Annotated in this window: 21 protein-coding genes; 18 read left to right on the top strand and 3 right to left on the bottom strand. The window is 35.0% G+C overall.

What is annotated here, in order from left to right; genetic code table 11:
• Positions 1–16: 16 nt before the first annotated feature.
• From I7822_RS23470 to I7822_RS23440, 7 genes are all read left to right on the top strand, one after another.
• Positions 17–1297, top strand: a complete 1281-nt coding sequence (locus tag I7822_RS23470; protein WP_207981499.1) for a molybdopterin molybdotransferase MoeA — start codon at positions 17–19, stop codon at positions 1295–1297.
• Complete coding sequence (gene mobB, locus I7822_RS23465) at positions 1276–1788, top strand: molybdopterin-guanine dinucleotide biosynthesis protein B (RefSeq protein ID WP_207981498.1); 513 nt, start codon at positions 1276–1278, stop codon at positions 1786–1788. The genes I7822_RS23470 and mobB overlap by 22 nt, the downstream gene beginning before the upstream one ends.
• Positions 1781–2245 carry a molybdenum cofactor biosynthesis protein MoaE gene (locus I7822_RS23460; protein WP_207981497.1) on the top strand — a complete coding sequence of 155 codons (465 nt, stop codon included), beginning with the start codon at positions 1781–1783 and terminating at the stop codon, positions 2243–2245. Before mobB ends, I7822_RS23460 begins: the two co-directional genes overlap by 8 nt.
• A 3-nt stretch (positions 2246–2248) precedes the next feature.
• Positions 2249–2482 carry a molybdopterin converting factor subunit 1 gene (gene moaD / locus I7822_RS23455; protein ID WP_207981496.1) on the top strand — a complete coding sequence of 78 codons (234 nt, stop codon included), beginning with the start codon at positions 2249–2251 and terminating at the stop codon, positions 2480–2482.
• Between the two features lie 4 nt (positions 2483–2486).
• Positions 2487–3248, top strand: a complete 762-nt coding sequence (modA, locus tag I7822_RS23450) for a molybdate ABC transporter substrate-binding protein (protein ID WP_207981495.1) — start codon at positions 2487–2489, stop codon at positions 3246–3248.
• 9 nt (positions 3249–3257) lie between these two features.
• On the top strand, positions 3258–3923 hold the full coding sequence (modB, locus tag I7822_RS23445) for a molybdate ABC transporter permease subunit (protein ID WP_207981494.1): 666 nt from the start codon (positions 3258–3260) through the stop codon (positions 3921–3923).
• A 455-nt stretch (positions 3924–4378) separates the two neighbouring features.
• A complete protein-coding gene (locus I7822_RS23440; RefSeq protein WP_066330721.1) occupies positions 4379–4582 on the top strand; it encodes a cold-shock protein in 204 nt (67 codons plus the stop codon).
• Between the two features lie 228 nt (positions 4583–4810).
• On the opposite strand, the gene I7822_RS23435 is transcribed toward I7822_RS23440, so the two are convergent.
• Positions 4811–4990 carry an H-type small acid-soluble spore protein gene (locus I7822_RS23435; protein ID WP_207981493.1) on the bottom strand — a complete coding sequence of 60 codons (180 nt, stop codon included), beginning with the start codon at positions 4988–4990 and terminating at the stop codon, positions 4811–4813.
• A gap of 171 nt (positions 4991–5161) precedes the next feature.
• On the opposite strand from I7822_RS23435, the gene I7822_RS23430 reads away from it, so the two are divergent.
• Positions 5162–6262: a phosphatidylglycerol lysyltransferase domain-containing protein gene (locus I7822_RS23430; protein WP_243459649.1), complete on the top strand. Its 1101-nt coding sequence runs from the start codon at positions 5162–5164 to the stop codon at positions 6260–6262.
• A gap of 240 nt (positions 6263–6502) precedes the next feature.
• Here I7822_RS23430 and I7822_RS23425 read toward each other — a convergent pair whose 3' ends face one another.
• Positions 6503–6790, bottom strand: coding sequence for a DUF6509 family protein (locus I7822_RS23425; protein WP_207981491.1), 288 nt, complete (start codon positions 6788–6790; stop codon positions 6503–6505).
• Positions 6791–7576: 786 nt separating this feature from the next.
• Between I7822_RS23425 and I7822_RS23420 the strand changes: the two genes are divergently transcribed.
• The 5 genes from I7822_RS23420 to I7822_RS23400 all read left to right on the top strand — a co-directional run bounded on the left by I7822_RS23420 (position 7577) and on the right by I7822_RS23400 (position 15591).
• Complete coding sequence (locus I7822_RS23420; RefSeq protein ID WP_207981490.1) at positions 7577–8842, top strand: ammonium transporter; 1266 nt, start codon at positions 7577–7579, stop codon at positions 8840–8842.
• A 55-nt stretch (positions 8843–8897) separates the two neighbouring features.
• A complete protein-coding gene (locus tag I7822_RS23415) occupies positions 8898–9884 on the top strand; it encodes a DUF294 nucleotidyltransferase-like domain-containing protein (RefSeq protein ID WP_207981489.1) in 987 nt (328 codons plus the stop codon).
• Positions 9885–10598 (top strand): exonuclease domain-containing protein, encoded by a 714-nt coding sequence (locus I7822_RS23410; RefSeq protein ID WP_207981488.1) that lies wholly within the window; start codon positions 9885–9887, stop codon positions 10596–10598.
• Positions 10599–10840: 242 nt separating this feature from the next.
• Positions 10841–14611: a bifunctional 2',3'-cyclic-nucleotide 2'-phosphodiesterase/3'-nucleotidase gene (locus I7822_RS23405; RefSeq protein ID WP_207981487.1), complete on the top strand. Its 3771-nt coding sequence runs from the start codon at positions 10841–10843 to the stop codon at positions 14609–14611.
• A gap of 428 nt (positions 14612–15039) precedes the next feature.
• Positions 15040–15591 carry a hypothetical protein gene (locus tag I7822_RS23400; RefSeq protein ID WP_207981486.1) on the top strand — a complete coding sequence of 184 codons (552 nt, stop codon included), beginning with the start codon at positions 15040–15042 and terminating at the stop codon, positions 15589–15591.
• Between the two features lie 148 nt (positions 15592–15739).
• Here the strand turns inward: I7822_RS23400 and I7822_RS23395 are convergent, their stop codons facing one another.
• On the bottom strand, positions 15740–16252 hold the full coding sequence (locus I7822_RS23395; protein ID WP_207981485.1) for a CBO0543 family protein: 513 nt from the start codon (positions 16250–16252) through the stop codon (positions 15740–15742).
• 166 nt (positions 16253–16418) lie between these two features.
• Between I7822_RS23395 and I7822_RS23390 the strand changes: the two genes are divergently transcribed.
• From I7822_RS23390 to I7822_RS23370, 5 genes are all read left to right on the top strand, one after another.
• The gene (locus I7822_RS23390; RefSeq protein ID WP_207981484.1) at positions 16419–16703 is read left to right on the top strand and encodes a GrpB family protein; all 285 of its coding nucleotides are present in this window, start codon (positions 16419–16421) and stop codon (positions 16701–16703) included.
• A 32-nt stretch (positions 16704–16735) separates the two neighbouring features.
• A complete protein-coding gene (locus I7822_RS23385; protein ID WP_207981483.1) occupies positions 16736–16999 on the top strand; it encodes a GrpB family protein in 264 nt (87 codons plus the stop codon).
• Positions 17000–17361: 362 nt separating this feature from the next.
• Positions 17362–19116, top strand: a complete 1755-nt coding sequence (locus I7822_RS23380) for an ABC transporter ATP-binding protein (protein ID WP_207981482.1) — start codon at positions 17362–17364, stop codon at positions 19114–19116.
• 8 nt (positions 19117–19124) lie between these two features.
• Positions 19125–20945 carry an ABC transporter ATP-binding protein gene (locus I7822_RS23375; RefSeq protein WP_207981481.1) on the top strand — a complete coding sequence of 607 codons (1821 nt, stop codon included), beginning with the start codon at positions 19125–19127 and terminating at the stop codon, positions 20943–20945.
• Positions 20946–21252: 307 nt separating this feature from the next.
• Positions 21253–22305, top strand: coding sequence for a LacI family DNA-binding transcriptional regulator (locus tag I7822_RS23370; RefSeq protein WP_243459641.1), 1053 nt, complete (start codon positions 21253–21255; stop codon positions 22303–22305).
• Positions 22306–22321 lie beyond the last annotated feature (16 nt).

The following is a 22321-nucleotide window of genomic DNA, read 5'->3' as shown; positions in this document are numbered from 1 at the left end:
AGACCGGAGTGATTGGATGGTAGAGAAAAGAAAACCATTAGCTGTTAAGGAAGCGATTGAGAGAGTTTTAGAGTATTCGATTCATGGAGAAAGTGAACAAGTTGATTTGCAACAAAGTTACGGAAGGGTTTTAGCTGTTGATATTATTGCAGACCATCCTGTTCCTCCATTTGACCGCTCGCCATATGATGGGTTTGCAATCCGTTCAGTTGATACAAAATTTGCTAGCGCAGATCACCCTGTTAAATTTGAAGTCATCGACGAGATTGGCGCAGGGAGTGTTAGTGAGTTTACCATTGGGGAAATGCAAGCTGTACGAATTATGACTGGTGCACAAATACCAAGTGGTTGTGATGCTGTGGTGATGCTAGAGTTAACCAAAGTTTTTCAAAGGGCAGGTCAAAACTATATGTCCTTGAAAAGGTCCTTCAATAAAGGGGATAATATTTCTTTTAAAGGCGAGGATACACAAGAAGGCAGTATATTAGTAAAAAAAGGGGCATATATCTCACCTGGCATTATTGCCCTGCTTGCGACCTTTGGATATGCGAAAGTAACAGTTATGAAAAAACCACAAATAGGAATCATTGCAACTGGTAGTGAGCTGCTAGATGTGGATGAACCACTCGTACCTGGAAAAATAAGAAACAGTAATTCATATATGATTGAAGCGCAAGCAAGGAGAAGTGGTGCAGAACCTGTCTATTTAGGTAAGCTTGTAGATGATCTTGAAGAATGCTATGAAGCAGTAAAAAACGCATTAGAAAACGTTGATTTTCTAATCACTACTGGTGGTGTATCTGTTGGTGACTTTGATTATTTACCAGAAATATATAAACGATTAGGTGCCAATGTATTATTTAATAAAGTAGCGATGCGCCCTGGTAGTGTCACAACAGTTGCTGAGGTGAACGGTAAATTATTGTTTGGTCTTTCAGGTAACCCCTCAGCTTGCTTTGTTGGATTTGAGTTATTTGTTAGACCGATCATTCGAACGTTTTTAAATTCTGAACGTGCTCATCTTCAGAGAGTTACTGCTGTCTTAGGAGAGAACTTTTTAAAGCCGAACCCATTTACTCGCTTTGTTAGAGGTCGGATCTCATTAACCGCCGGGAAAGTGATAGCTTCTCCTGTTGGATTAGACAAATCAAATGTTGTTACATCACTTGCTGATGCAAATGCATTTATCGTATTACCTGGGGGAACTAGGGGATATAAGGCGGGAGATAATGTAGATGTATTGCTAATTGATGATCAAACAGGAAGTGAATCCTCATGGGCAGAGTCATTCAAGTAGTTGGTTATCAAAATAGTGGAAAAACAACCTTTGTTGTTGAGTATATTCAAGCAGCTGACAAACTAGGTCTAAAAGTAGGCACGATTAAACATCATGGCCATCAAGGCTCAGTTAAGATTGATGATCACCAAAAAGACTCAGGACTGCATCGTCATGCTGGTGCTTATGTATCTGTAGTAGAAGGAAATGGTTCCTTTGTGATGACTTCTGAAAAAATATCGTTATCTCTCCAGCAGTTGGTTTTCATGTATCATCAGTTCCAATTAAATATCATTGTTATTGAAGGGTACAAGTCAGCAAGTTATCCAAAGGTCGTGCTAATAAGATCAATTGAAGATGTGTCTATCCTTAATAGACTCGTGAATATCTGTTGTGTCGTTACAACTATTGAACTTCCTAACGATATAACAAAAAAATACAAAATCTTTCATAATACTAGAGATACCATAGAGTGGTTATTAACAAATAAAGTAGGTGAACTCATTGAATGAGTCTTTGTTTGAGATCGTAAAGGATCCAATTTCAATTGAAAAAATAACGAATAAGGTTATTCGAAGTGAAGCTGGTGCAATTACCACCTTTGTCGGGACTGTTCGGGAATTTACATATGGGAAGCGAACATTATCTTTAGAATACCAAGCATATGAAAAGATGGCTGTGAAAATGCTAGAGCAGATTGGTAATGAAATAAATGACAAGTGGAATGGAGCAAAGGTTGCCATCTCTCATCGAATAGGAAAATTAGAAATCTCAGAAATTGCTGTTGTTATTGCAGTATCAACACCACATCGGAAAGATGCATATGAAGCAAACGAATATGCGATTGAACGAATTAAACAAATCGTTCCAATCTGGAAAAAAGAAATATGGGAAAATGGAGAATCCTGGATTGGTGATCAATTAGAAAAAACACACTATCCAGAAGGGAAACCAATTAAGGGGCTGTAACGAATGATTAAAGTATTATTGTTTGCACATTTACAGGATAAAGCAGGTCGAGAAATAATAGAAATCGAGTACTCATCTTTAACTGTAAAAGAATTAAGAAAAATAATGGAAACAAATTATGAATTAGGCTCTTTAGAACACGTTATGGTTGCTGTAAACGAAGAATATGCACTTGATCAAGATAGTATTCATTCAGGTGATGTTGTGGCATTGATTCCCCCAGTTAGTGGTGGATGATCGGATGAAATTGAAATATTATCTTCTCTGTTTTGTATGCTTTATTTTTACCTTAGGTTGTTCTTCTACTTCTACTGAAGAACAAAAAGTTGATTTAACGATTTCAGCAGCGGCAAGTCTAAAGGACGCATTAGAAGAAATTAAGAAACAATACGAACAAGAAAATGAGGTCAATCTTCATCTTAATTTTGCAGCATCTGGAACATTGGGGAAGCAAATCGAGCAAGGTGCACCAGTAGATATATTCCTTTCCGCGGATGAAGAAACGTTTACAAATTTAGTGAATAAAAATCTTATCTATAAAAACGAAGCTATTCACTTTTTAAAAAATGAGCTTGTATTAATAGCGCCTAAAGGTTCTAAATTGACTTCTATCGAAGATATAAAAAAGGTAGATAAACTAGCGATAGGGATTCCAGAAACGGTACCAGCTGGAAGATATGCAAAGGAAGCCTTTATAAATCTGGAGCTTTGGCAACAAATTGAAAATGGTGTTATTTTTGCGAAGGATGTTCGTCAAGTTTTATCATATGTTGAAACAGGTAATGTTTCTGCAGGAGTCGTTTATAAAACAGATGCTTACATATCGGATAAGATTAAAAGAATTTCAACAATAGATTCTTCTTTACACACACCAATTGTTTATCCAATTGGTGTGATCCATACATCGAAACATAAAAATGAAGCAATTGATTTTTATCATTTCCTGCAAGATGAAAATGCAATGAGTATTTTTAAAAAATATGGGTTTAACGTAGTAGATTGAGGGGTAAGGATGAATATTGAGTTTTGGGATCCTATTTTATTATCACTGAGAATAGCAGTAATCGCGAGTGTCGTTGTTATGATCCTAGGTACTTTTATAGGGAGATTGATGGCTAAGAGCAATTTCATTGGAAAGATGTTAATCGAGACAATTCTTATTTTACCCTTAGTTTTACCTCCATCTGTTGTCGGATTTTTCTTGATTGTCATATTTGGAACAAATAGTCCGATTGGTGATGTGATACAAGATCTTTTTAATGGCCCGATTATATTTACGTGGTGGGCAGGTGTTATTGCCTCAGTTGTCGTAGCTTTTCCACTTATGTACCAAGTGACGAAAGCGGGGTTTGAGCATGTTGATTCTGGAATAGAAGAGGCTGCACGGGTAGATGGAGCAGGTGAATCATCAGTTTTCTTTTACATTTCATTACCACTAACAATAAAATATATCATTACAGGTTTTGTATTAAGTTTTACAAGGGCTTTAGGAGAATTTGGTGCAACTCTTATGTTTGCGGGCAATATTCCTGGTAAAACACAAACCGTTTCTACTGCTATCTATGTGGCAATTGATAGTGGAAATATGGAGATGGCTTGGCAATGGGTGGGATCGATGATATTGATTTCTGCTAGTTTATTATTCTTTGTGCAAATGCTTAATAAGAAAGGATATTAGGTTACTATAATAGATAGAATCCTCAAAAGTATTTTACAAAAAAAGTGTTTACATTGACAAGAAATGATAAATCGTTTAGAATAATAGAAGTGCTTATTTTTAATGCTTCACTTTTTATAGTGCTATGTGAATACTATGGTTTCTGGATGTGACCTATACAAGGTCTTTAAAAAGTCACAGATACGTATTTATCAATTCACACTGGCGCGGACTAGGAGCCGTAAGGACGAAAGAGAGGTAGGGCTTTCGTTGTTTTGAGGTTTTGCAATTTCTATAATTAATGATAAAAATAAATAGATTGTATGTTTATTTCAAATTACCAAATATGGAGCTATATAATTCACATATTATAGAGATTATCTACTCCTTACTTTGATATTCTCTATAATATGTGAATTTTATTTACCGAGTAAATATATAAGTAACATATTAAAAAATCTTTGGAGGTTTCTCTCATGAAAACTACAGGTACTGTAAAATGGTTTAATTCAGAAAAAGGTTTCGGATTTATCGAAGTTGCAGAAGGAAACGATGTATTCGTTCACTTCAGTGCTATCACTGGTGAAGGTTTCAAAACGTTAGAAGAAGGACAAAAAGTTGAATTCAACATCGTTGAAGGTAACCGTGGTCCTCAAGCAGAAGACGTTGTAAAATTATAATAAGCATATAAGAGGCTATCCTAAATAATGGTTAGCCTCTTTTTTATCGTTTAGGAAATTATAAAATTCTTAAACTGTGGATAAGTGCGCGACATCCAGCTCCAGCGCCTAGCCCCTTGAGGTCATAAGCTAATTTAGAATTGAAGGCAAAGAACGCCTTCTATTCTAAATCATCTTATTTGCCTGAGGCTGATCAAGGCGCTTGCGCTTTTGTTCTTTAGATTGAATTTATCCTTCAATCAAATGGTCGACAGGTACACTCTTTTCTTCTTGAGGATTATTCAGTGGATAAATCCTAGCGGTTCCCTGCTCTTCATCAACAGATTGAATATAAATACCTTCGTTCTGATAGTGGACATTCACCATCTCACCTAATTGTGAAATTTCTTTTGCTCTATTCACATTCATTTATTCTCTCCTCCTTTCACGTTACATACGTCTCCTTTTACGATGTCCAATTTCAAAGAAACTATTCGAGGAGAACGTAGAAATAGGTAAGAAAAACTTATTTGTTCAATGTGATTCTTATGGTATCTTGTATAAGTAGAAAGTTTTAAGGGGGATAGTTATTTGCTAAATATGTTCATTTTCTTGCTTTGTATCAGCGCTTGTTTTTACATTTTAGTAGTAAATAACCAAAAACAAGGAAATGAAAAAACATTTGATGATACCTTTGCACTGTCGTTTATAAAAAAATATGGTGGGAACACGTTGTCACATCTCCTTTTTCTACAGGATAAACAAGTTTTTTCTGCTCAAAATGACTCTGTATTGATTTCCTATAGAAAAAGAGGTAATAAATATATTGTGCTTGGTGATCCAATTGGAGATGAAGTTCAATTTGAAGCAGCTCTGGACGAATTCATTCAATTTGCTAGTGATAAACGAGTAACTCCTATCTTTTATCAAGCGAGTGATCGTTTTATGTCATTTTATCATGATCGCGGTTATCATTTCTTTAAAGTTGGTGAAGAAGCCAACGTTAGTTTAGAAAACTTTTCAATTGAAGGAAAGAAGAGCGCGAAGATGCGTACAACGAAAAATAAATTCTTAAGAGAGGGATATGTTTTTTCTGTTGAGTATCCCCCATTTCGTTCAGAGTTTGTAAACGAGCTAACAGCAGTTTCAAATGAATGGTTAGCTGATCGAAAAGAAAAAAGTTTTTCTGTTAGTTCGTTTCAGGAGGATTATATTGCGCTTTTTCCTATTTCGACCTTGAGAGATCAAACTGGACGCCTGATTGCTTTTGCGAGTTTACCTTCTGATTATAAAGATTCAGAGACGCTTAGTATTGATTTGATGAGGTACACGAATGATAGTCCATCAGGAGCAATGGATATGGTGTTTCTTTCTACGATTTTGTGGGCGAAGGAAAAAGGGTATATATCTTGTAGTTTAGGAATGTCGCCATTATCGAATGTAGGAACACATAAGGGCGCTCCATATCGAGAGAGAATGGCAAAGTACGCTTTTATGAACGGTTGTAAATTTTACAATTTTAAAGGATTACGAAGCTACAAGGCTAAATTTGCAACAGATTGGAAGCCACGATATCTTGTTTATAAGAAATCATTATTATTTCTATTGGTTTTTCAATTGATATTAATTGTTAGAAAACAGCCTAAGCAGAATCAAATGTCTTTTGTTAAAAAACTGATTAATGTTAAAAAAGCTATCTAATTTTAATAAAGAAAAAAGGATTAACTTTATTGAGGATCTTTAATAAAGTTAATCCTTTTCTTATCGTTTATGAAATTAAAAAATTCTTGAACAGAGGTTGAGTGTTTTGACATTCAGCACCAGCGCCTAGTCAACTTCACTCTCCTAATACTAAGCCAACATCGAACGCTTGTGCTCTTCGTGTTTCTTTTATCTCATAGATCTCTGATAAAGGCGCCCTGAGCTTTTGTTATGTAATCCCTATAATTGTTCGATGAGCTGCTTACAATATTCTTCGACTTCCTTTTCTTCTTCCTCTTCCAATGCAAAGTCTAAAAAACGTTCAGTTGTTTTTTCGATAAAATCATATTGGGCAATTTTAGCATTGTCGCCTTCGACTGCAAATATTAGCTTTAGTCTAATGCCATGCTCACTATAAAGCTCATCTTCCTCATCTATTTCTAATGTAAGGAAGATTTCATATCGATCACCTGTAAGGATACTAAATGGATCTTCTAGTTTTTCAATTGTTGAATCGATGATGTTCATTTCTCAATTACCTCTTTTCTTGGAAACCTTTTGAATAATAACAAATCAATAGTGTTCTTGTCTAAGTATTTTTAACTGCATGTCAAAAGCATTTCTTCTTATTCATTGTTATTATAGCCTTTTTAGTAATGCAATCCAAATGGAATTGGAGAATTGTTGTTTTTCATTTAGGTTGTTTTCGCTAACTTTGTTGCTATTTACCAAGTAATGCGGTGTGGTTGATTTCCACTTCAGATGCTCCCGCAGGAGTCTCGCACTTCCGCTCCAATCAACCTTAAATCGTTTTCGTTTTAAAAGCAACAATCTCTTAGAAAAGAGCCTTCATTTATTAACAGCTTCAGTTAACTGTGGTTTGTTAATTATTGTTACATCAGCAGATTCTGCAGTGGTACTGGTACTAATGCTTTCTGTTGGTTTGAATGTGATTCAAACAGCGATTATTGTAAGTTCGTTCCTGCTAACGTTTGTTTTAATTACGATGTCCTTTTCGATTTTATAGAGATGAAAAACAATAAGAAATTAAAGAAAAAAACAAAATAATTGTAAATAGTTTAAGTATCTTACCTACAGGATGCTTTTTTTTATGTTGAAAAACATTTTTCTAAGGATGTTGAGCGAGAAAATAAGATGTTTTATAAAAATATGTTAGATAATCTAACATAGAATTTTTAAAAACTTCTGAAAACGGGTTGACACTTTGCTGTTATCGTATAAAATAGTAAATAAGAACGAGATGTTATATTTTCTTACATCTTAAGTTATGAAACTACACGGGGAGGAAGTTCAATGGATACAATGTTTTTGATGAATAGTTTATGGGTCATGCTAGGTGCAATTTTAGTTATTTTTATGTTAGGTGGATTTATTTTACTTGAGGCTGGTTCAACTCGAATGAAAAATGCTGGACACATTGCAGGTAAAACCATTTTCACTTTTGGTCTTGCTTCATTAGTTTTCTGGGCTGTAGGATATGGATTTATTTTTGGTAGTAATGGAAATTTCTTAGTTGGTTTATCAGATTTCTTTTACTCTGGTTATCAAGTGGAAGATATGGGATTAGCAACATCTGTATTTTTCGTATTCCAATTAGCTTTTGCAGGTATTTCAATCACAATCGCTTTAGGTGGATTTGCAGAACGTGCTAAGCTTTCAGTTTACTTAGTCTTTACTGTTTTATTCTCTGCTCTTATTTATCCGGTAATTGCACATTGGATTTGGGGTGGCGGTTGGTTAGCAGAGCATGGTAAACAGGACTTTGCTGGTTCTACAGTTGTCCATTTAACTGGTGCAATGGCGGCATTTGCAGCAACGATTCTTTTAAAACCACGTATTGGTAAATACAATAAAGATGGTTCGGCAAATAATATTCAAGGTCATAACCAAGTGTTTACTGCTTTAGGTGTCCTAATTTTATGGATTGGTTGGTTTGGATTTAATGCAGGTAGTACTGTAGCTGTTGATGATGGATTCTTTGGTTTTGTTGCTCTAAATACGAACTTAGCAGCAGGAGCAGGAGCTGTATCAGCACTTATTATTTCTTGGATGGTACTAGGTAAATCAGATATTCCAACAATGTTAAATGGAGCTTTAGCAGGATTGGTAGCAATTACGGCATCATGTGCATTTGTTGACACATGGGCAGCAGTAGTGATTGGTTTTATAGCTGGAATTCTTGTATTCTATAGTGCTAGATTCTTTGAGAAGAGAAAAATTGATGATCCAATCTATGCATTATCAGTTCATGGTGTTGCTGGTGTTTGGGGAACTTTATCAACAGGTTTCTTTGCAACACCTGAACTAGCAACTGTTGGCTTACCAGGATTATTTTATGGTGGTGGATTTACACAACTTGGCGTACAATTTATGGGAGTAGCTGCTTCTGGTGCATACGCATTTGTTGTATCATTTGTGATATTAGCTATTGCGAAAAAACTTATGAACGGATTACGTGTTTCAGAAGAAGAAGAGATTATGGGATTAGATATGAGTGAACATGGCAGTTATGGTTATCCTGAGTTGTTTGTAGCTAAAGATCAAAATGTTGGCTCATAAGCAAGAAGCTTGGTCTAGCACGTACAACCTGATAAATGGTGAGGGAGTGTCTCTCATGCATGGTGAATTTGATTCGTATGAGTCAATAAAAAAGTGGAAAGATGAACATATCCATCAATTTGAGTTCGATACAAAAAGATTAAATAATTTTCATGATGAGATGATGAGGAGTGCTAGTAAATTAGCACTCTTTCATCTTGAAAAATCGTACGGTTTACCCCCATGTGAATTTTCATGGTTTGTAATGGGAAGTGGAGGCCGTGTAGAACAAGGGATTATAAGTGATCAAGATCATGGGCTAATCTATAAGGATCACAGTAAAAAAGCAAGCGATTATTTTGAAAAGTTGGGTGAAGAGCTTTCAAGAGGGCTACATCATATTGGATATCCATATTGTGAGGGAAAAATCATGAGTTCAAATCCCTTATGGTGTAAATCAATTGTTGATTGGAAGAAACAGCTTTTTAAGTGGATGGAAGAGAAAAGCTGGGAGTCGATTCGTTATTTGCAAATTTTCTATGATTCTCGCAGTCTCATAGGTGAAAGTGATTATGTGGATGAGCTAAAACAATTTATTTTTTCTTATCAAGTACAAAATCATCAGCTATTACAACGGTTTTTAGATAATATTCAGCATATTAAGCAATCTGTTGGACCACTCGGTCAAATATACGTTGAGCCTAGTGGCAAATATGAAGGTTGCATTGATATGAAAAAAGCTGCATTTCTTCCATACGTTAATGCGATTAGACTTTTAGCGATAAAAGAGGGTTTGGTTGAGACATCAACGCTGAAACGAATTGATATTCTCTGTGAAAATGATGCCTACTGTAAAGAACTGCCTCCTTATAAGCATAATTTTGAAAAGCTTCTTGAGTATAGGCTACTTTTGTTTGCAAATGCCAAATCTTATGATGATGTACATTACTTGAATATAAGGAATTTAGCAAAATATGAACGAAGAGAAATAAAAAACATATTGAAGGGTGGTAAAAAGCTACATCAATATGTTCAAGGGATTATTGAAAAAGGGTGTTTATAAATGACATTTGACCCGTTTTTTTTTATGAAAGGCATCCAAGGGAAAATTGGTGCATCTCAAGGTGGACAAAGTCAGCAGCAAGTAGCATATTTAAGGCAGTTACAGCGTGAAATGAGAGTTGAAGAAACATTAAACATTCCTCTAACTGAATTAAATGTCATTGTATTTGATATAGAAACAACAGGTTTTTATCCAGATCAAGGTGATCAAATTATTTCAATTGGAGCCATTAAGGTAAAAGGTGAAAAGATAATTGAGAATGAGACATTTTATTCCCTAGTTAGAGCAGAAAAAAGCGTATCAGAAGAGATTAGTCAATTAACTGGTCTTTATGATACACAGTTACAAAATGCTCCTCCATTATCTGAGGTTCTTTTTCAATTTTTTCAATTTGCTCAAGACTATACACTAGTCGCTCATCATGCAAATCATGAAAAAATATTTTTACAGCATGCCTCATGGAAGTTATATCGTGCACCATTTAAGCATCGTTTAGTTGACATGTCTTTTTTGTATCGGATTGCAGAACCTGATGCAAAGCTAATAACGCTAGAGGAGTGCTGTGAGTATAACGGAATTACAGTAAAAGGTAGACATCATGCGTTAAATGATGCGAAATTAACAGCACAGCTTTGGAGTATTTATGTTAATAAGCTTCATCAAAAAGGCTGTGAAACATTAAATGATCTTTACGAACGGTATACAAAAGTATAAATAGTATAGAAGGATGACTAAAAAGTGTATTGAAAACACTATTTAGTCATCCTTCTTTCTTTTTTTAGTGTGAAGGACCCTTGTGCTTTTCGTGGAAATATCATAAATTATTACACAAGCTTCCATTAGTTTACAAAAAATGTACATAAAATTACAAGTTTCTTTACATTAAATTAGTACAATGATTTTGTAGTAAGAAAGTATTAGAAAAAAATAAAAAAGATCCGAAAGGTGGAAACGTTTTGAGGAGAAGAATTAGACGGATAATGAAGCGGAAATTATTTCACGGTGCTTTAGCAACAACTCTAGCAATTAGTGTATTACCATTCTCATCAATAACTAGCATTGCGAATGCTGAGGAAACACCTATAACAATGAAAGTAAGACTCTTGGAAACGACAGATATTCATGCGCATATTATGGATTATGATTATTACGGAGACAAGTCGGTCACGAACTTTGGTTTGGTTCGAACCTCTACATTATTAAAGCAGCGCCAGGCTGAAGTAGAAAATAGCATTTTAGTTGATAATGGTGATTTAATTCAAGGGAATCCATTGGGAGAATATGTATACAAGCAAGGTTTAAGTGATGGACAAGTCCACCCAATTATATCTGCAATGAATCTATTAGATTATGATGCTGGAACATTAGGAAACCATGAATTCAACTATGGATTAGACTTTTTAAATGAAACAATGGATGATGCTGAATATCCGGTTGTAAACGCTAACGTGTTTCATGCTGGTAATCAGGAGGACTATTATTTTAAACCGTATGAAATCGTAGAAAAAGAATTCGTTGATGATAATGGTGAAACTCATACTGTTAAGGTTGGGTTTACTGGATTTGTTCCACCGCAAATTAACGTATGGGATAAAAAGCATTTAGACGGCAAGGTGGTCACTAAGGATATCGTTGAATCTGCGAAAAATGTCATTCCTGAAATGAAGGAGCAAGGAGCAGATTTAATCATTGTTATGGCACATACAGGTGTAGATTCAAGTGAGGGTGTTTCTGGAGCAGAAAATGCTGTTTTTGATTTAACAAAGCAGGTTACTGATATTGATGCAGTTGTATCTGGACACCAGCATAATCTTTTCCCAGGTGATGCAAGATTTAATGCTGTTGCAAATATTGATAATGTAAAAGGTACTGTTAATGGGGTACCAGTTGTTATGCCGAAAAACTGGGGTAGTCACTTAGGCTTGATTGATCTTGAATTAAAACGAACTGCTGTCATTGAGGGTGACGAAGAATGGGAAGTAGTAGATTCTCAATCGAAAGCAGAGTCAATTTCAGGTGTAACCGAACAAAATCAAGAGATGGTTGCTGCGGTTAAGGGTGCCCATGAATCTACTCTAGACTATGTAAGAAAAAGTGTTGGTACGACGTCAGCTCCTATCAACAGTTTCTTTGCCCTAGTTCAAGATGATCCATCCATTCAAATCGTGACAGATGCCCAAAAATGGTATGCAGAAGAAAAACTAAAGGGTACAGAATATGAAGGAATGCCGTTATTATCTGTTGGTGCACCATTTAAAGCAGGTGGGCGTAATGGGGCTGATTATTTTACGAACATCCCTCAAGGAGATTTAGCTATTAAAAATGTTGGAGATCTCTATCTTTATGATAATACCGTCCAAATCGTTAAAATAACAGGTGCTGATGTAAAAGAGTGGTTGGAAATGTCAGCTGGTCAATTTAATCAAATTGATCCTACTTCTCAAGCAGAACAAAATTTAGTGAATACAGAGTTTCCAACATATAACTATGATGTCATTGATGGTGTTACATATCAAATCGATGTAACAAAGCCTGCAAAGTATAATACAAGAGGTACGGTTGTTAATAGTGAATCAACTCGAATTAAAGACTTAATGTATGATGGGAAACCAATCGACTTAGATCAAGAATTTTTAGTCGTAACAAATAATTATCGTGCGTCTGGTGGCGGAAATTTCCCTGGGAACCTTTCATCTAAAATTATTGAGCAATATCCAGATGAAAATCGCCAAGCTGTTATGAATTATATTATGGAAAAAGGCGAAGTTAATCCTTCAGCAGATAACAACTGGTCAATTGCTCCGATCTATGGCGATGTTAATGTAACTTTTGAATCTTCACCATCTGCTAAATCGTTAGCTGATCAATCAGATAACATTAAATTTGTTGAAACATTAGATACTGGATTTAGCAAATATGCTTTGGATGTTAGTACTGATAATTGGAATCTTACCATAATGCATACAAATGACACACATGCACATTTAGATAATGTGGCTCGTCGTGTAACAGCTGTTGAGCAGGTTCGCGAGGAAGCTGACAATTCAATCCTGCTTGATGCAGGTGATGTATTTTCGGGTACATTATTCTTTAATCAATATTTAGGACAAGCTGATCTAGAGTTTATGAACATGATGAAATATGATGCCATGGTACCTGGTAATCATGAATTTGATAAAGGTCCAAGTGTTTTTGCAGACTTTATCAAAAAAGCTGAATTTCCAATTGTAAGTGCAAATATTGATTATTCAAAGGATACAAGTATAAATAATCTTTTTAAAGATGAAATTGGAAATCCAGGTGAAAACGGAAATATCTATCCTGCAACAATTTTGGAAGTAAATGGTCAGAAGGTGGGTGTATTCGGTTTAACAACTGAAGACACATCAATTCTTGCAAATCCAGGTGAAAACATTGTGTTTGAGAACTACATTGAAAAAGCAGAAGAAACAGTTGAAATGCTTGAAAATGCTGGAATTAACAAAGTTATTGCATTAACACATATTGGTTATAACTATGATAAGGTTTTGGCAGAATCAGTGGAAGGTATTGATGTAATTGTTGGTGGGCACAGTCATACTTTACTTGAAGAACCTATTGTTTATAATGAGGATGTTGAGCCAACAATTATTTTATCAGCGCAAGAATATAGTTACTTCTTAGGAAATGCTGATGTAACGTTTGATAAAGATGGTGTTCTAACATCATGGGATCAAAATCTTATTGACCTAGATGCCCAAGATGAAAACGGAAATTATTTGATAGAAGAGAATACAGTAGCTTCTGAACGTTTAGCACAATTAGCAGAGCCGATTGAAGAGTTGAAAAATGTAATCGTTGGTGAATCCTCAGTATTTTTAAATGGAGAACGCGATGATGTTCGTACGAAAGAAACAAACTTAGGCAACTTGATCGCAGACGGAATGCTATGGAGAGCACAGGAACAAAATACTGGTGCAACAATTGCAATCCAAAATGCTGGAGGAATTCGGGCTTCAATTGACCAAGGTGAAATTTCTCTAGGTGAAGTCTTAACAGTACTACCATTTGCTAATACATTAGTAACGCTAGATCTAACTGGTCAAGAAATAATTGATGCACTAGAAAATGGTGTTAGTCAGGTTGAGGATATTGCTGGCCGTTTCCCACAAGTAGCAGGCTTGAAATTTGGATATGATCCTGATCAACCAGCTGGTAGCCGTGTTCACAGTGTTGAAGTCCAAACCGAATCAGGCTTCGAACAAATTAATCTAGACGAGAGTTACACAGTTGCTACAAATGCATACATTGCAGACGGTGGAGATGGATATACTTCTTTCAAGGCTGCAAAAGACGATGGACGTATGACTGAGTTGTTTATACCAGACTATGATGTGTTTCAAGAATATTTAACTGAATTAGGTATAGTTGAAACTCAAGTTGAAGGAAGAATTACAATTGGAGCAGAACCGGAAGAAAACCCAGGAGAAAATCCAGGTGTAAACCCAAATGAAGTTCCAGGTGATGATATGTCGAATGATGATGATAGTTTAGATGAAGATGTAAATAACTCTGATTCTGGAAACGGATCGAATAGTGGTTCTAATTCTAACACAGACTCAGCTGGAAACTTTTTACCAATCACTGCAACAAATATGTTTAATATGATGACAATTGGTTTTGTTTTAGTTGCTAGTGGTGGTGTAATCTATTTAATAAGACGCAAGCAAAAGGAAGCACAATCTTAATTGTTGTTTAACTAAATAGGCTGACAAAGCGAAAAGTAAGAGGTTGACTCAGTAGTGTCAGACCCATCCAACTTGGATATAGTATCTTTCAACTCATCGAGAGGCTATATTTTATGTTGCAGGGGTCTGACTCATTGATTTTGAGTCAACCACTTACTATTTTTTGTGAAAACCAATTCTTTATATAAGGGGTTTTGGGTATAATTTCCTATTAAGGGTAGGAAAACATTGATAATAGATAGATTCATGCATACATATTTTTATTGAAGGCTGTTTTGCAATTATTATTGTTTTTCGTATGTAGCTCAAGTGTCTTTTTTGAAAAATTTCACATCATCCTTTTGAATTATTTTCTAAGGTGGAGATTGTATTAGAAATACTTTTGCTACCGTGATTAGTACTGGATGACAATAAGGGAGGAAATGAACATGAAACATAAAAAATGGATTCTATTGTCTAGCATAATATGCTTATTTTTTGTTTTAGCAGGTTGGGTGAGTTGGACGCTGTTTTCATCCGGAAAATCAGCTGAACCAATGAATTCTGATACAACCTCTAATCCTGGAACAACAATAGAAGAAAAAAGTGAGGACTTCTCAGAAGAGGTTGTAAATGAACCGACAAAAGAGGATATCGTCGTATTTTCAGCAAGTGAGTTTGAAAACGGACATGACTTTATAGAGGAGTTTCATGATTTTTATAATACTACCTTATGTTGGGGGCGTGTTGTAACAGCAGACTATAAAGATCAACAAGAAACAGCTTTAAGTATCGTTGAAGCATTTAAAGGGGTAAAAATACAGGATAAACGATTATCAGAGGATTTTATCAGCATCGAGAATACTGCAAAACAAGTGATTGAATCTGATGACCGTGACGCAATGATTAAACTGCACCGATTGTTCCATGACTTAGACATTTATTTTAATGGATACTCAAAAGACGACACATTTGGAGTTACTGAATATAAAGGTGCTTAGAATTATTTAAAGTAGACTAAAAAAAAAATCTCAGAATAGAGGCCACACTTTTTAAGAAGTCTGCCTCTTTTTTTAGGTTTTAATTTTAACGATTTTGAAAAGTAAGTAATAAGTTTTGCGTACTATTAAATGGTTTATTGTGCTGTAGTCATTTTATCTCATTTAAGGAAGGATGAAAGAACAACAGCAAAATTAGGATGATAGGTACAGATAAAATGAAAGCAATTAAAGGTTTCTTACTATGTAATCTTAAGATCGGAAACATAATCATGTTAAAAAAGAGTGACCACCATTCATTCCATCCATTATCATAAACAAAATACCCCATTTTACTGAAAGTAACCTCAATAAGCCAAAAGCAGAAAATCCATAAAAATATATAACCTATACCTTTCCGACCAGAAGGAAAAAAACGAAGATAAATCATAATGATGACTGGTATGATAATAAATGAAAATACAATTTCAATAAACGTATGCTTTATCCATACTATGGAGGATGCATCGTAAGACCATAATGTATGATTATAGAAGATAAAATTATATAGTAGGTTACAGATAATGTAGAATTTTATTGTTGGATTAAATTCTTTCCACATTGCCCAATCTACAAAATAAATAGCAATTATGATGAAAAATGTCCCAGCTAATAATAAGTACATACAAGTCCTCTTTTATTTATATAGTCCTATTAATTATCTCCTGAAAGTGTAACTTAATACATAATGTGAATAAGTTTCACCCTTAGGATGGCTTATTATATAACGTATTAATCGCCAAGATCAGATTTTAAGTTTGTGAAAAATGTAAATACAGAAGGGGAGAAGTATGAAAATTACATTATCTAGCTATAATCCGAAATGGCCAGTAGATTTTGAAGAAGAAAAAAAGGAGCTAACAGGTATAATCGGAGACTTAGAGCCACTAATTGAACATATCGGAAGTACATCAATTCGTGGGTTATCGGCGAAACCGATTATCGATATCATGATCGGTATAAAAGAAGAGTCGCTGCTTGATACTGTTGCATCAAGAATGGCCGAGGCGTCATTTGTTTATTTGCCTATTTATAATGAACAGCGCTACCATTTCGCCGATTTTTTATTGGATTGAAAACAATAGATAAAGAAACATTTCCTAGCGTTTTGACAAAGGAAAATTTTATTGAAATTCCACATGGAAAACGAAAATCACATATACATGTTGTACCTAATAACAGTGATTGGTGGAACGATCATCTATTATTCCGAGACTTTTTAAGGAATTCAGTTGTAGATCGTCAATTGTATGAAAAAGTCAAACAAGAGCTATCGTTAAAGAAATGGGAAAATGGAAATGAATATGCTAGTGCAAAAACAAGCTGTATTCAATCAATATTAGAAAAAGCACGTAGAGAAAAAATTAAATAACAGCAACTATAAAAAGCAACTCATAAAAAAGCCGTATTTTCATATCGATAACAGGTATGGAAAAAACGCTTTGAGGGTTGCTTTTTTGGGTGATAAGAAAGTATAACATTGTATCTATTTATTCATTTAAAAGAAAAGCCACAGCAAGATATGTTGTGCGCTTTTGTTCTTCTCATCCTAAAGTAGTAGATCGTTCATCAAGAAGAAGGAGGTGCATTTCATCAAATGGTTCGATTTTTTAGAAAAATGAAATAAATAACTAGAAAATTATTTCGATTCCCGATATATTTAGAGGTATGCCACTATAAGTATAGATAATGTAAAAATTAAACAAATTATTTTCTGGGTTGGGAGGAGTATATATGGATACCTTTAAAAAGTTGAAATCCTTTTATTTGCCTTATAAAAAATATTTCCTTTGGTCATTGTTCTTTGTTTTATTTATTACAGCGATTACCGTTATTTATCCAATTGTTCTACAGCTAACTATTGATGAAATTGTATTAAAAGAGCAATATGAATACATTCCATGGATTGTTACTGGTTTTTTATCCTTAATGGCGATAAAAGGAGTGTCTGCATTTTTTCATCAGTACTTAGGGGATATGTTTGGAATTCAGTCGGTCTATCGGCTTCGTAATGAATTGTATGAAAAATTACAGCGATTACCTTTTTCGTATTATGACAATGCAAAAACGGGAGATTTAATGTCAAGGCTTACTGCAGATGTAGAGGGATTCCGCTTTTTCTTATCATTTGGTTTCTCCGAGCTTGTTCGGTTTCTTTTATTAATCTGTGGAACATTAACAGTTATGTTTATTTACTCTATTCCACTAACGTTGGTTACGATTGCAGCATTACCTTTTTTAGCAATAGCCGTTTACCAATTTGACAAAAGGGTGCATCCTGCTTTTCGAAAAATAAGAGAGTCTTTTGGTAAATTGAATACAAATGTGCAAGAAAATATTAGTGGGATACAAACTGTTAAGGCTCTTTCGCGAGAGGGTTTCGAAATTTCAAAATTCAACGACGCAAATGGTCATTATAAAGAAAAGAATCTGTCCACTTCATTAGTATGGGCGAAGTATTTTCCACTAATGGAGTTAATAGGAAATATTTGTGTAGTTGCTTTATTAGCATATGGAAGCGTTCTCGTTATGAGAGGAGGACTACAACCAGGTGAACTTGTCGCGTTTTTTAGTTTGGTTTGGTATTTGATGATGCCAATCATGCACCTTGGTTTTGTTATAAATCTGTTTTCGCAATCAAAGGCTTCTGGTGAGCGCTTATTAGAGATTCTTGAAGCAGATGAAACGATAAGAAACAAGGAGAATACTGTCTCGGTCCCAACATTAGAAGGTCATGTAACGTTTAAGAATGTTAGTCTTCGCTACCAAAAAGAAGACGCCTTAGCACTTAATAACGTGTCATTTACAGCATGCTCTGGTAAAACGATCGGGCTAATAGGGGCAACGGGATCAGGAAAAACTAGTTTAACCCAATTAATGACAAGGTTTTATACTCCGACTACTGGAGAGATTTTTATTGATGGTAGGGATATAACCGATTATCCCTTAAAAACACTACGGTCTAATGTGGGAGTTGTGTTACAGGAATCGTTTCTGTTTTCATCAACGATTAGAGCAAATATTTCCTATGGTCGACCAGACTCAACAATGGAAACAATTATTGATGCAGCAAAAAGAGCTCAAGCACATGAATTCATTATGGAGCTTCCTAATGGTTACGATACAATGCTTGGTGAACGAGGTATGGGTTTATCAGGAGGACAAAAGCAACGAATCTCCATTGCTCGGGCAATTTGTATGAATCCCAGCATTTTAATCTTAGATGATTCAACAAGTGCTGTTGATATGACGACAGAGTTTAATATACAAAAAGAGTTAAAAGAAGTCATGAAGGGAAGAACAACTTTCATTATTGCTCATCGAATTTCTTCGTTAAAGCATGCTGATGAAATACTCGTACTTGAAAACGGCTCAATTGTTGAAAGAGGAACACATGATGAGTTAGTGACGAAGCAAGGCTATTATAAAAGAATCTTTGATATACAATATAAAGACCAGAAGGCTGTACTTCAGTCTACTGTGGGGTAGGTGTGATCATGGGAAATCAAGATAAGAAGGTACTTATTAAGGAAAGGTTTCAATATTCGACTGATACAATCATCGAAAAGCCCTTTAACTGGAAGCAGATGTGGAGGCTTTTGAGTTATTTAAAGCCTTATTCAAAAAACGTGTTACCATTGGCCTTTCTTGCCGTTATTGTATCGGCAGTTGTAAGATTAACCGCTCCTATATTAATAGGAAAATATACGCTTGACCATGCAATTAAGAATAATGATATGAATCTATTAACGATACTCGTCATAACGATTGCTGCAATGTACATTTTATCCTATATTGCAAATAGGTTTCGAATAAAGTGGATGAATTTGCTTGGACAAAATGTTATTTATGATATTAGAAGACATTTATTTACTCATGTTCAATCTCTGTCACATCGTTTTTTTGATCAACGATCTGCAGGATCAATATTAGTTCGCATTATGAACGATATAAATTCATTACAAGAGCTTTTTACGAGTGGAGTAATTAATTTATTAATGGACTTTTTCTTGCTCATTGGTGTTGTTGTGCTATTGTTTACTTTGAGTCCAGAGCTAACACTAGCAATTTTGGTTATCGTTCCGATTATGTTTTTTATTTCGACTAGCTTAAGGAAAAAAATTCGTCGCTCGTGGCAGACAGTAAGGCTAAAGCAGTCTAAGCTAAACTCCCATTTAAATGAGTCCATCCAAGGTATACGTGTTACACAATCCTTCACCCAAGAAGCAGAAAACATTGAATTCTTTGATGGTGTTAATACTGAAAATTTTCAATCATGGAGAAATGCGACAAAAAGAAATGCGATGTTTACGCCGATGGTGGAGATGACCAATGCAATTGGTACAGCAATCTTAATCTGGTACGGAGCTACACTCATTGCTGACGGGTCATTAACAATCGGTACATTTGTTTCCTTTGCTTTTTACTTAGGAATGTTTTGGGAGCCAATTTCAAGACTTGGTCAGGTATATAATCAGCTATTAATGGGGATGGCTTCGTCAGAGAGAATATTCGAATTTATCGATGAAAAACCGCTTGTTGCAGAATCGAAAAACCCAATTTTCTTGTCTGATATGAAAGGCCAAATTGAGTTTGAATCAGTTGAATTTGCATATGATACATCAAGAAAGGCACTTAACGATATCTCACTTACGATCGAAGCCGGGCAAACTGTAGCATTAGTTGGTCATACAGGTTCGGGAAAAACGACAATTGCAAACTTAATTAGCCGTTTTTACGATGCGACTCGTGGTGAGGTGAAAGTTGACGGGATTCCGATTAAGGACCTTTCAATTGAAGATCTGAGAGCACAGATTAGTGTCGTTCTACAGGATACCTTTATTTTCTCAGGTACGATTATTGATAATATCAGATTCGGTCGTCCAACAGCGACGGATCAAGAAGTTGTAGAAGCTGCAAAAGCAGTAGGCGCAGACGATTTTATTCAAAACCTATCGAATGGATACTTAACAGAGGTTGAGGAAAGAGGGAATGTTCTATCTGTAGGTGAACGCCAGTTGATTTCATTTGCAAGGGCATTGCTTGCTAATCCAACGATTATCATATTAGATGAAGCAACAGCGAGCATTGATACAGAGACAGAAATCAAAATCCAAAAAGCGATGAAAACATTATTAAAAGGGCGAACAGCGATAATGATTGCCCATCGACTTTCAACAATTCGAGAGGCAGATAATATTATTGTACTTGATCATGGGAATATCATGGAACAAGGAAATCACGATGAATTAATGGAACGAAGAGGGATTTATTATGAGCTTGTTAAAGCCCAGTTTAATATGCTTGAGGTTGGATAAGAGATGGAATTTTTCCATCTCTATTTTTTTGTAGTTTTAAACTAAAGATAAATTGCAATTTCAACTACAAAATACGTCATTTTCTTATTTTCCCGAAATAAAAAATTCTCAGGATTGTCATTGCAAGGTATTAGAATGCAAACACATTAAACTAGTAATTATATTCTATTAGAAAAAAGATACTAAAAAATAGAGGTTATGAGTGCAATTATTGTAGAGAGAAAATTCAGAAAACATTATTGTTTTTTTCCTTTTAGTAGTTTATGATCAAATTAACTTAAACGATTAAACTGAAGAGGCGATGTTGATGGTAACAATGAAGGATATTGCTGAGCGAGCAAAGGTTTCGATAGCTACTGTTTCATACGTTCTTAATGAAAGCGGAAACGTAGGGGAGGATACGAAAAAGAAAGTGTTAGAAGTCATAAAGGAATTAAATTATCGTCCAAACCTAATTGCCAAAAGCTTAAAAATGAAAAAAACAAATACAATTGGAGTTATTGTTGAAGATATGACAGTTTTCAATGCTCCAAATATAATCGATGGAATAAATGAAAATGCCGAAAAACTTGGTCTTTCCATTTTATTAACAAATATGCGTTTAGAAAAGCGAGTAAGCAACAACCCAAATGATCCAGATCTAGTGAAACCGATCATAAAAAAAATAATGGATGAATTGGTGAGTAAAAAAGTGGATGGAATCATTTATGTTGGCCTACATCCAAGAGATGTAACTGAAAGTATTCCAGAAACAGATATTCCTATATTGTTTACATACTGTTATACGACAAAACAAGAGCATTGCGCAATCAATTATAATGATGAGCAAGCAGCCTATGAAGCAACGAATTACTTTGTTTCAAAGGGGCATAAAAAAATAGCCTTAATAAGTGGTCATATTGACTCGATGTCCTCTCATTCAAGGTATTCAGGTTACTATAAATCGATCAAAAAACATAATCTTTTATTTAATCCATCCTATATTAAGACTGGGGATTGGCGATTTGATTCAGGGTATTCCTTGACTAAAGAGCTGCTTGAAACAAAAGATCTCCCAACAGCTATTCTTGCTATGAATGATCAGATGGCAATTGGTGCTATACGTGCTTGCAACGATTTAGGTTATAGAGTTCCAGATGATATTTCAATCATCGGATTTGATAATAGAGAATTTGGTGCTTACTACTCTCCTAAGCTTACAACAATGAGTCTGCCCCTACGTAGAATGGGCTTATTGGCTATTGAAACGATTTATCATTTAATAAGTGGAAGTCCAACTGATTGTAACAAATTAAAAACCACCTTAAGCTGTGAATTAATTGAAAGAGATTCTGTCTGCCCACCTACTGGCCTCTTCTAGTATATTCTAGAAAGGG

This window comes from Metabacillus bambusae (assembly GCF_017497975.1).
Classification (GTDB): Bacteria; Bacillota; Bacilli; order Bacillales; family Bacillaceae; genus Metabacillus; species Metabacillus bambusae.
The sequence above is the reverse complement of the archived record's forward strand: the minus strand, read 5'-3'. Positions and strand labels throughout refer to the sequence as shown.

Coding starts and splice junctions, on each gene's coding strand:
- I7822_RS23390 (WP_207981484.1), top strand. CDS start 16,419: ATGAAAATTACATTATCTAGCTATAATCCGAAATGGCCAGTAGATTTT.
- I7822_RS23370 (WP_243459641.1), top strand. CDS start 21,253: ATGGTAACAATGAAGGATATTGCTGAGCGAGCAAAGGTTTCGATAGCT.
- modA (WP_207981495.1), top strand. CDS start 2,487: ATGAAATTGAAATATTATCTTCTCTGTTTTGTATGCTTTATTTTTACC.
- modB (WP_207981494.1), top strand. CDS start 3,258: ATGAATATTGAGTTTTGGGATCCTATTTTATTATCACTGAGAATAGCA.
- I7822_RS23380 (WP_207981482.1), top strand. CDS start 17,362: ATGGATACCTTTAAAAAGTTGAAATCCTTTTATTTGCCTTATAAAAAA.
- I7822_RS23400 (WP_207981486.1), top strand. CDS start 15,040: ATGAAACATAAAAAATGGATTCTATTGTCTAGCATAATATGCTTATTT.
- I7822_RS23470 (WP_207981499.1), top strand. CDS start 17: ATGGTAGAGAAAAGAAAACCATTAGCTGTTAAGGAAGCGATTGAGAGA.
- I7822_RS23415 (WP_207981489.1), top strand. CDS start 8,898: ATGCATGGTGAATTTGATTCGTATGAGTCAATAAAAAAGTGGAAAGAT.
- I7822_RS23410 (WP_207981488.1), top strand. CDS start 9,885: ATGACATTTGACCCGTTTTTTTTTATGAAAGGCATCCAAGGGAAAATT.
- I7822_RS23375 (WP_207981481.1), top strand. CDS start 19,125: ATGGGAAATCAAGATAAGAAGGTACTTATTAAGGAAAGGTTTCAATAT.
- I7822_RS23440 (WP_066330721.1), top strand. CDS start 4,379: ATGAAAACTACAGGTACTGTAAAATGGTTTAATTCAGAAAAAGGTTTC.
- moaD (WP_207981496.1), top strand. CDS start 2,249: ATGATTAAAGTATTATTGTTTGCACATTTACAGGATAAAGCAGGTCGA.
- I7822_RS23395 (WP_207981485.1), bottom strand. CDS start 16,252: ATGTACTTATTATTAGCTGGGACATTTTTCATCATAATTGCTATTTAT.
- mobB (WP_207981498.1), top strand. CDS start 1,276: ATGGGCAGAGTCATTCAAGTAGTTGGTTATCAAAATAGTGGAAAAACA.
- I7822_RS23425 (WP_207981491.1), bottom strand. CDS start 6,790: ATGAACATCATCGATTCAACAATTGAAAAACTAGAAGATCCATTTAGT.
- I7822_RS23430 (WP_243459649.1), top strand. CDS start 5,162: ATGTTCATTTTCTTGCTTTGTATCAGCGCTTGTTTTTACATTTTAGTA.
- I7822_RS23435 (WP_207981493.1), bottom strand. CDS start 4,990: ATGAATGTGAATAGAGCAAAAGAAATTTCACAATTAGGTGAGATGGTG.
- I7822_RS23420 (WP_207981490.1), top strand. CDS start 7,577: ATGGATACAATGTTTTTGATGAATAGTTTATGGGTCATGCTAGGTGCA.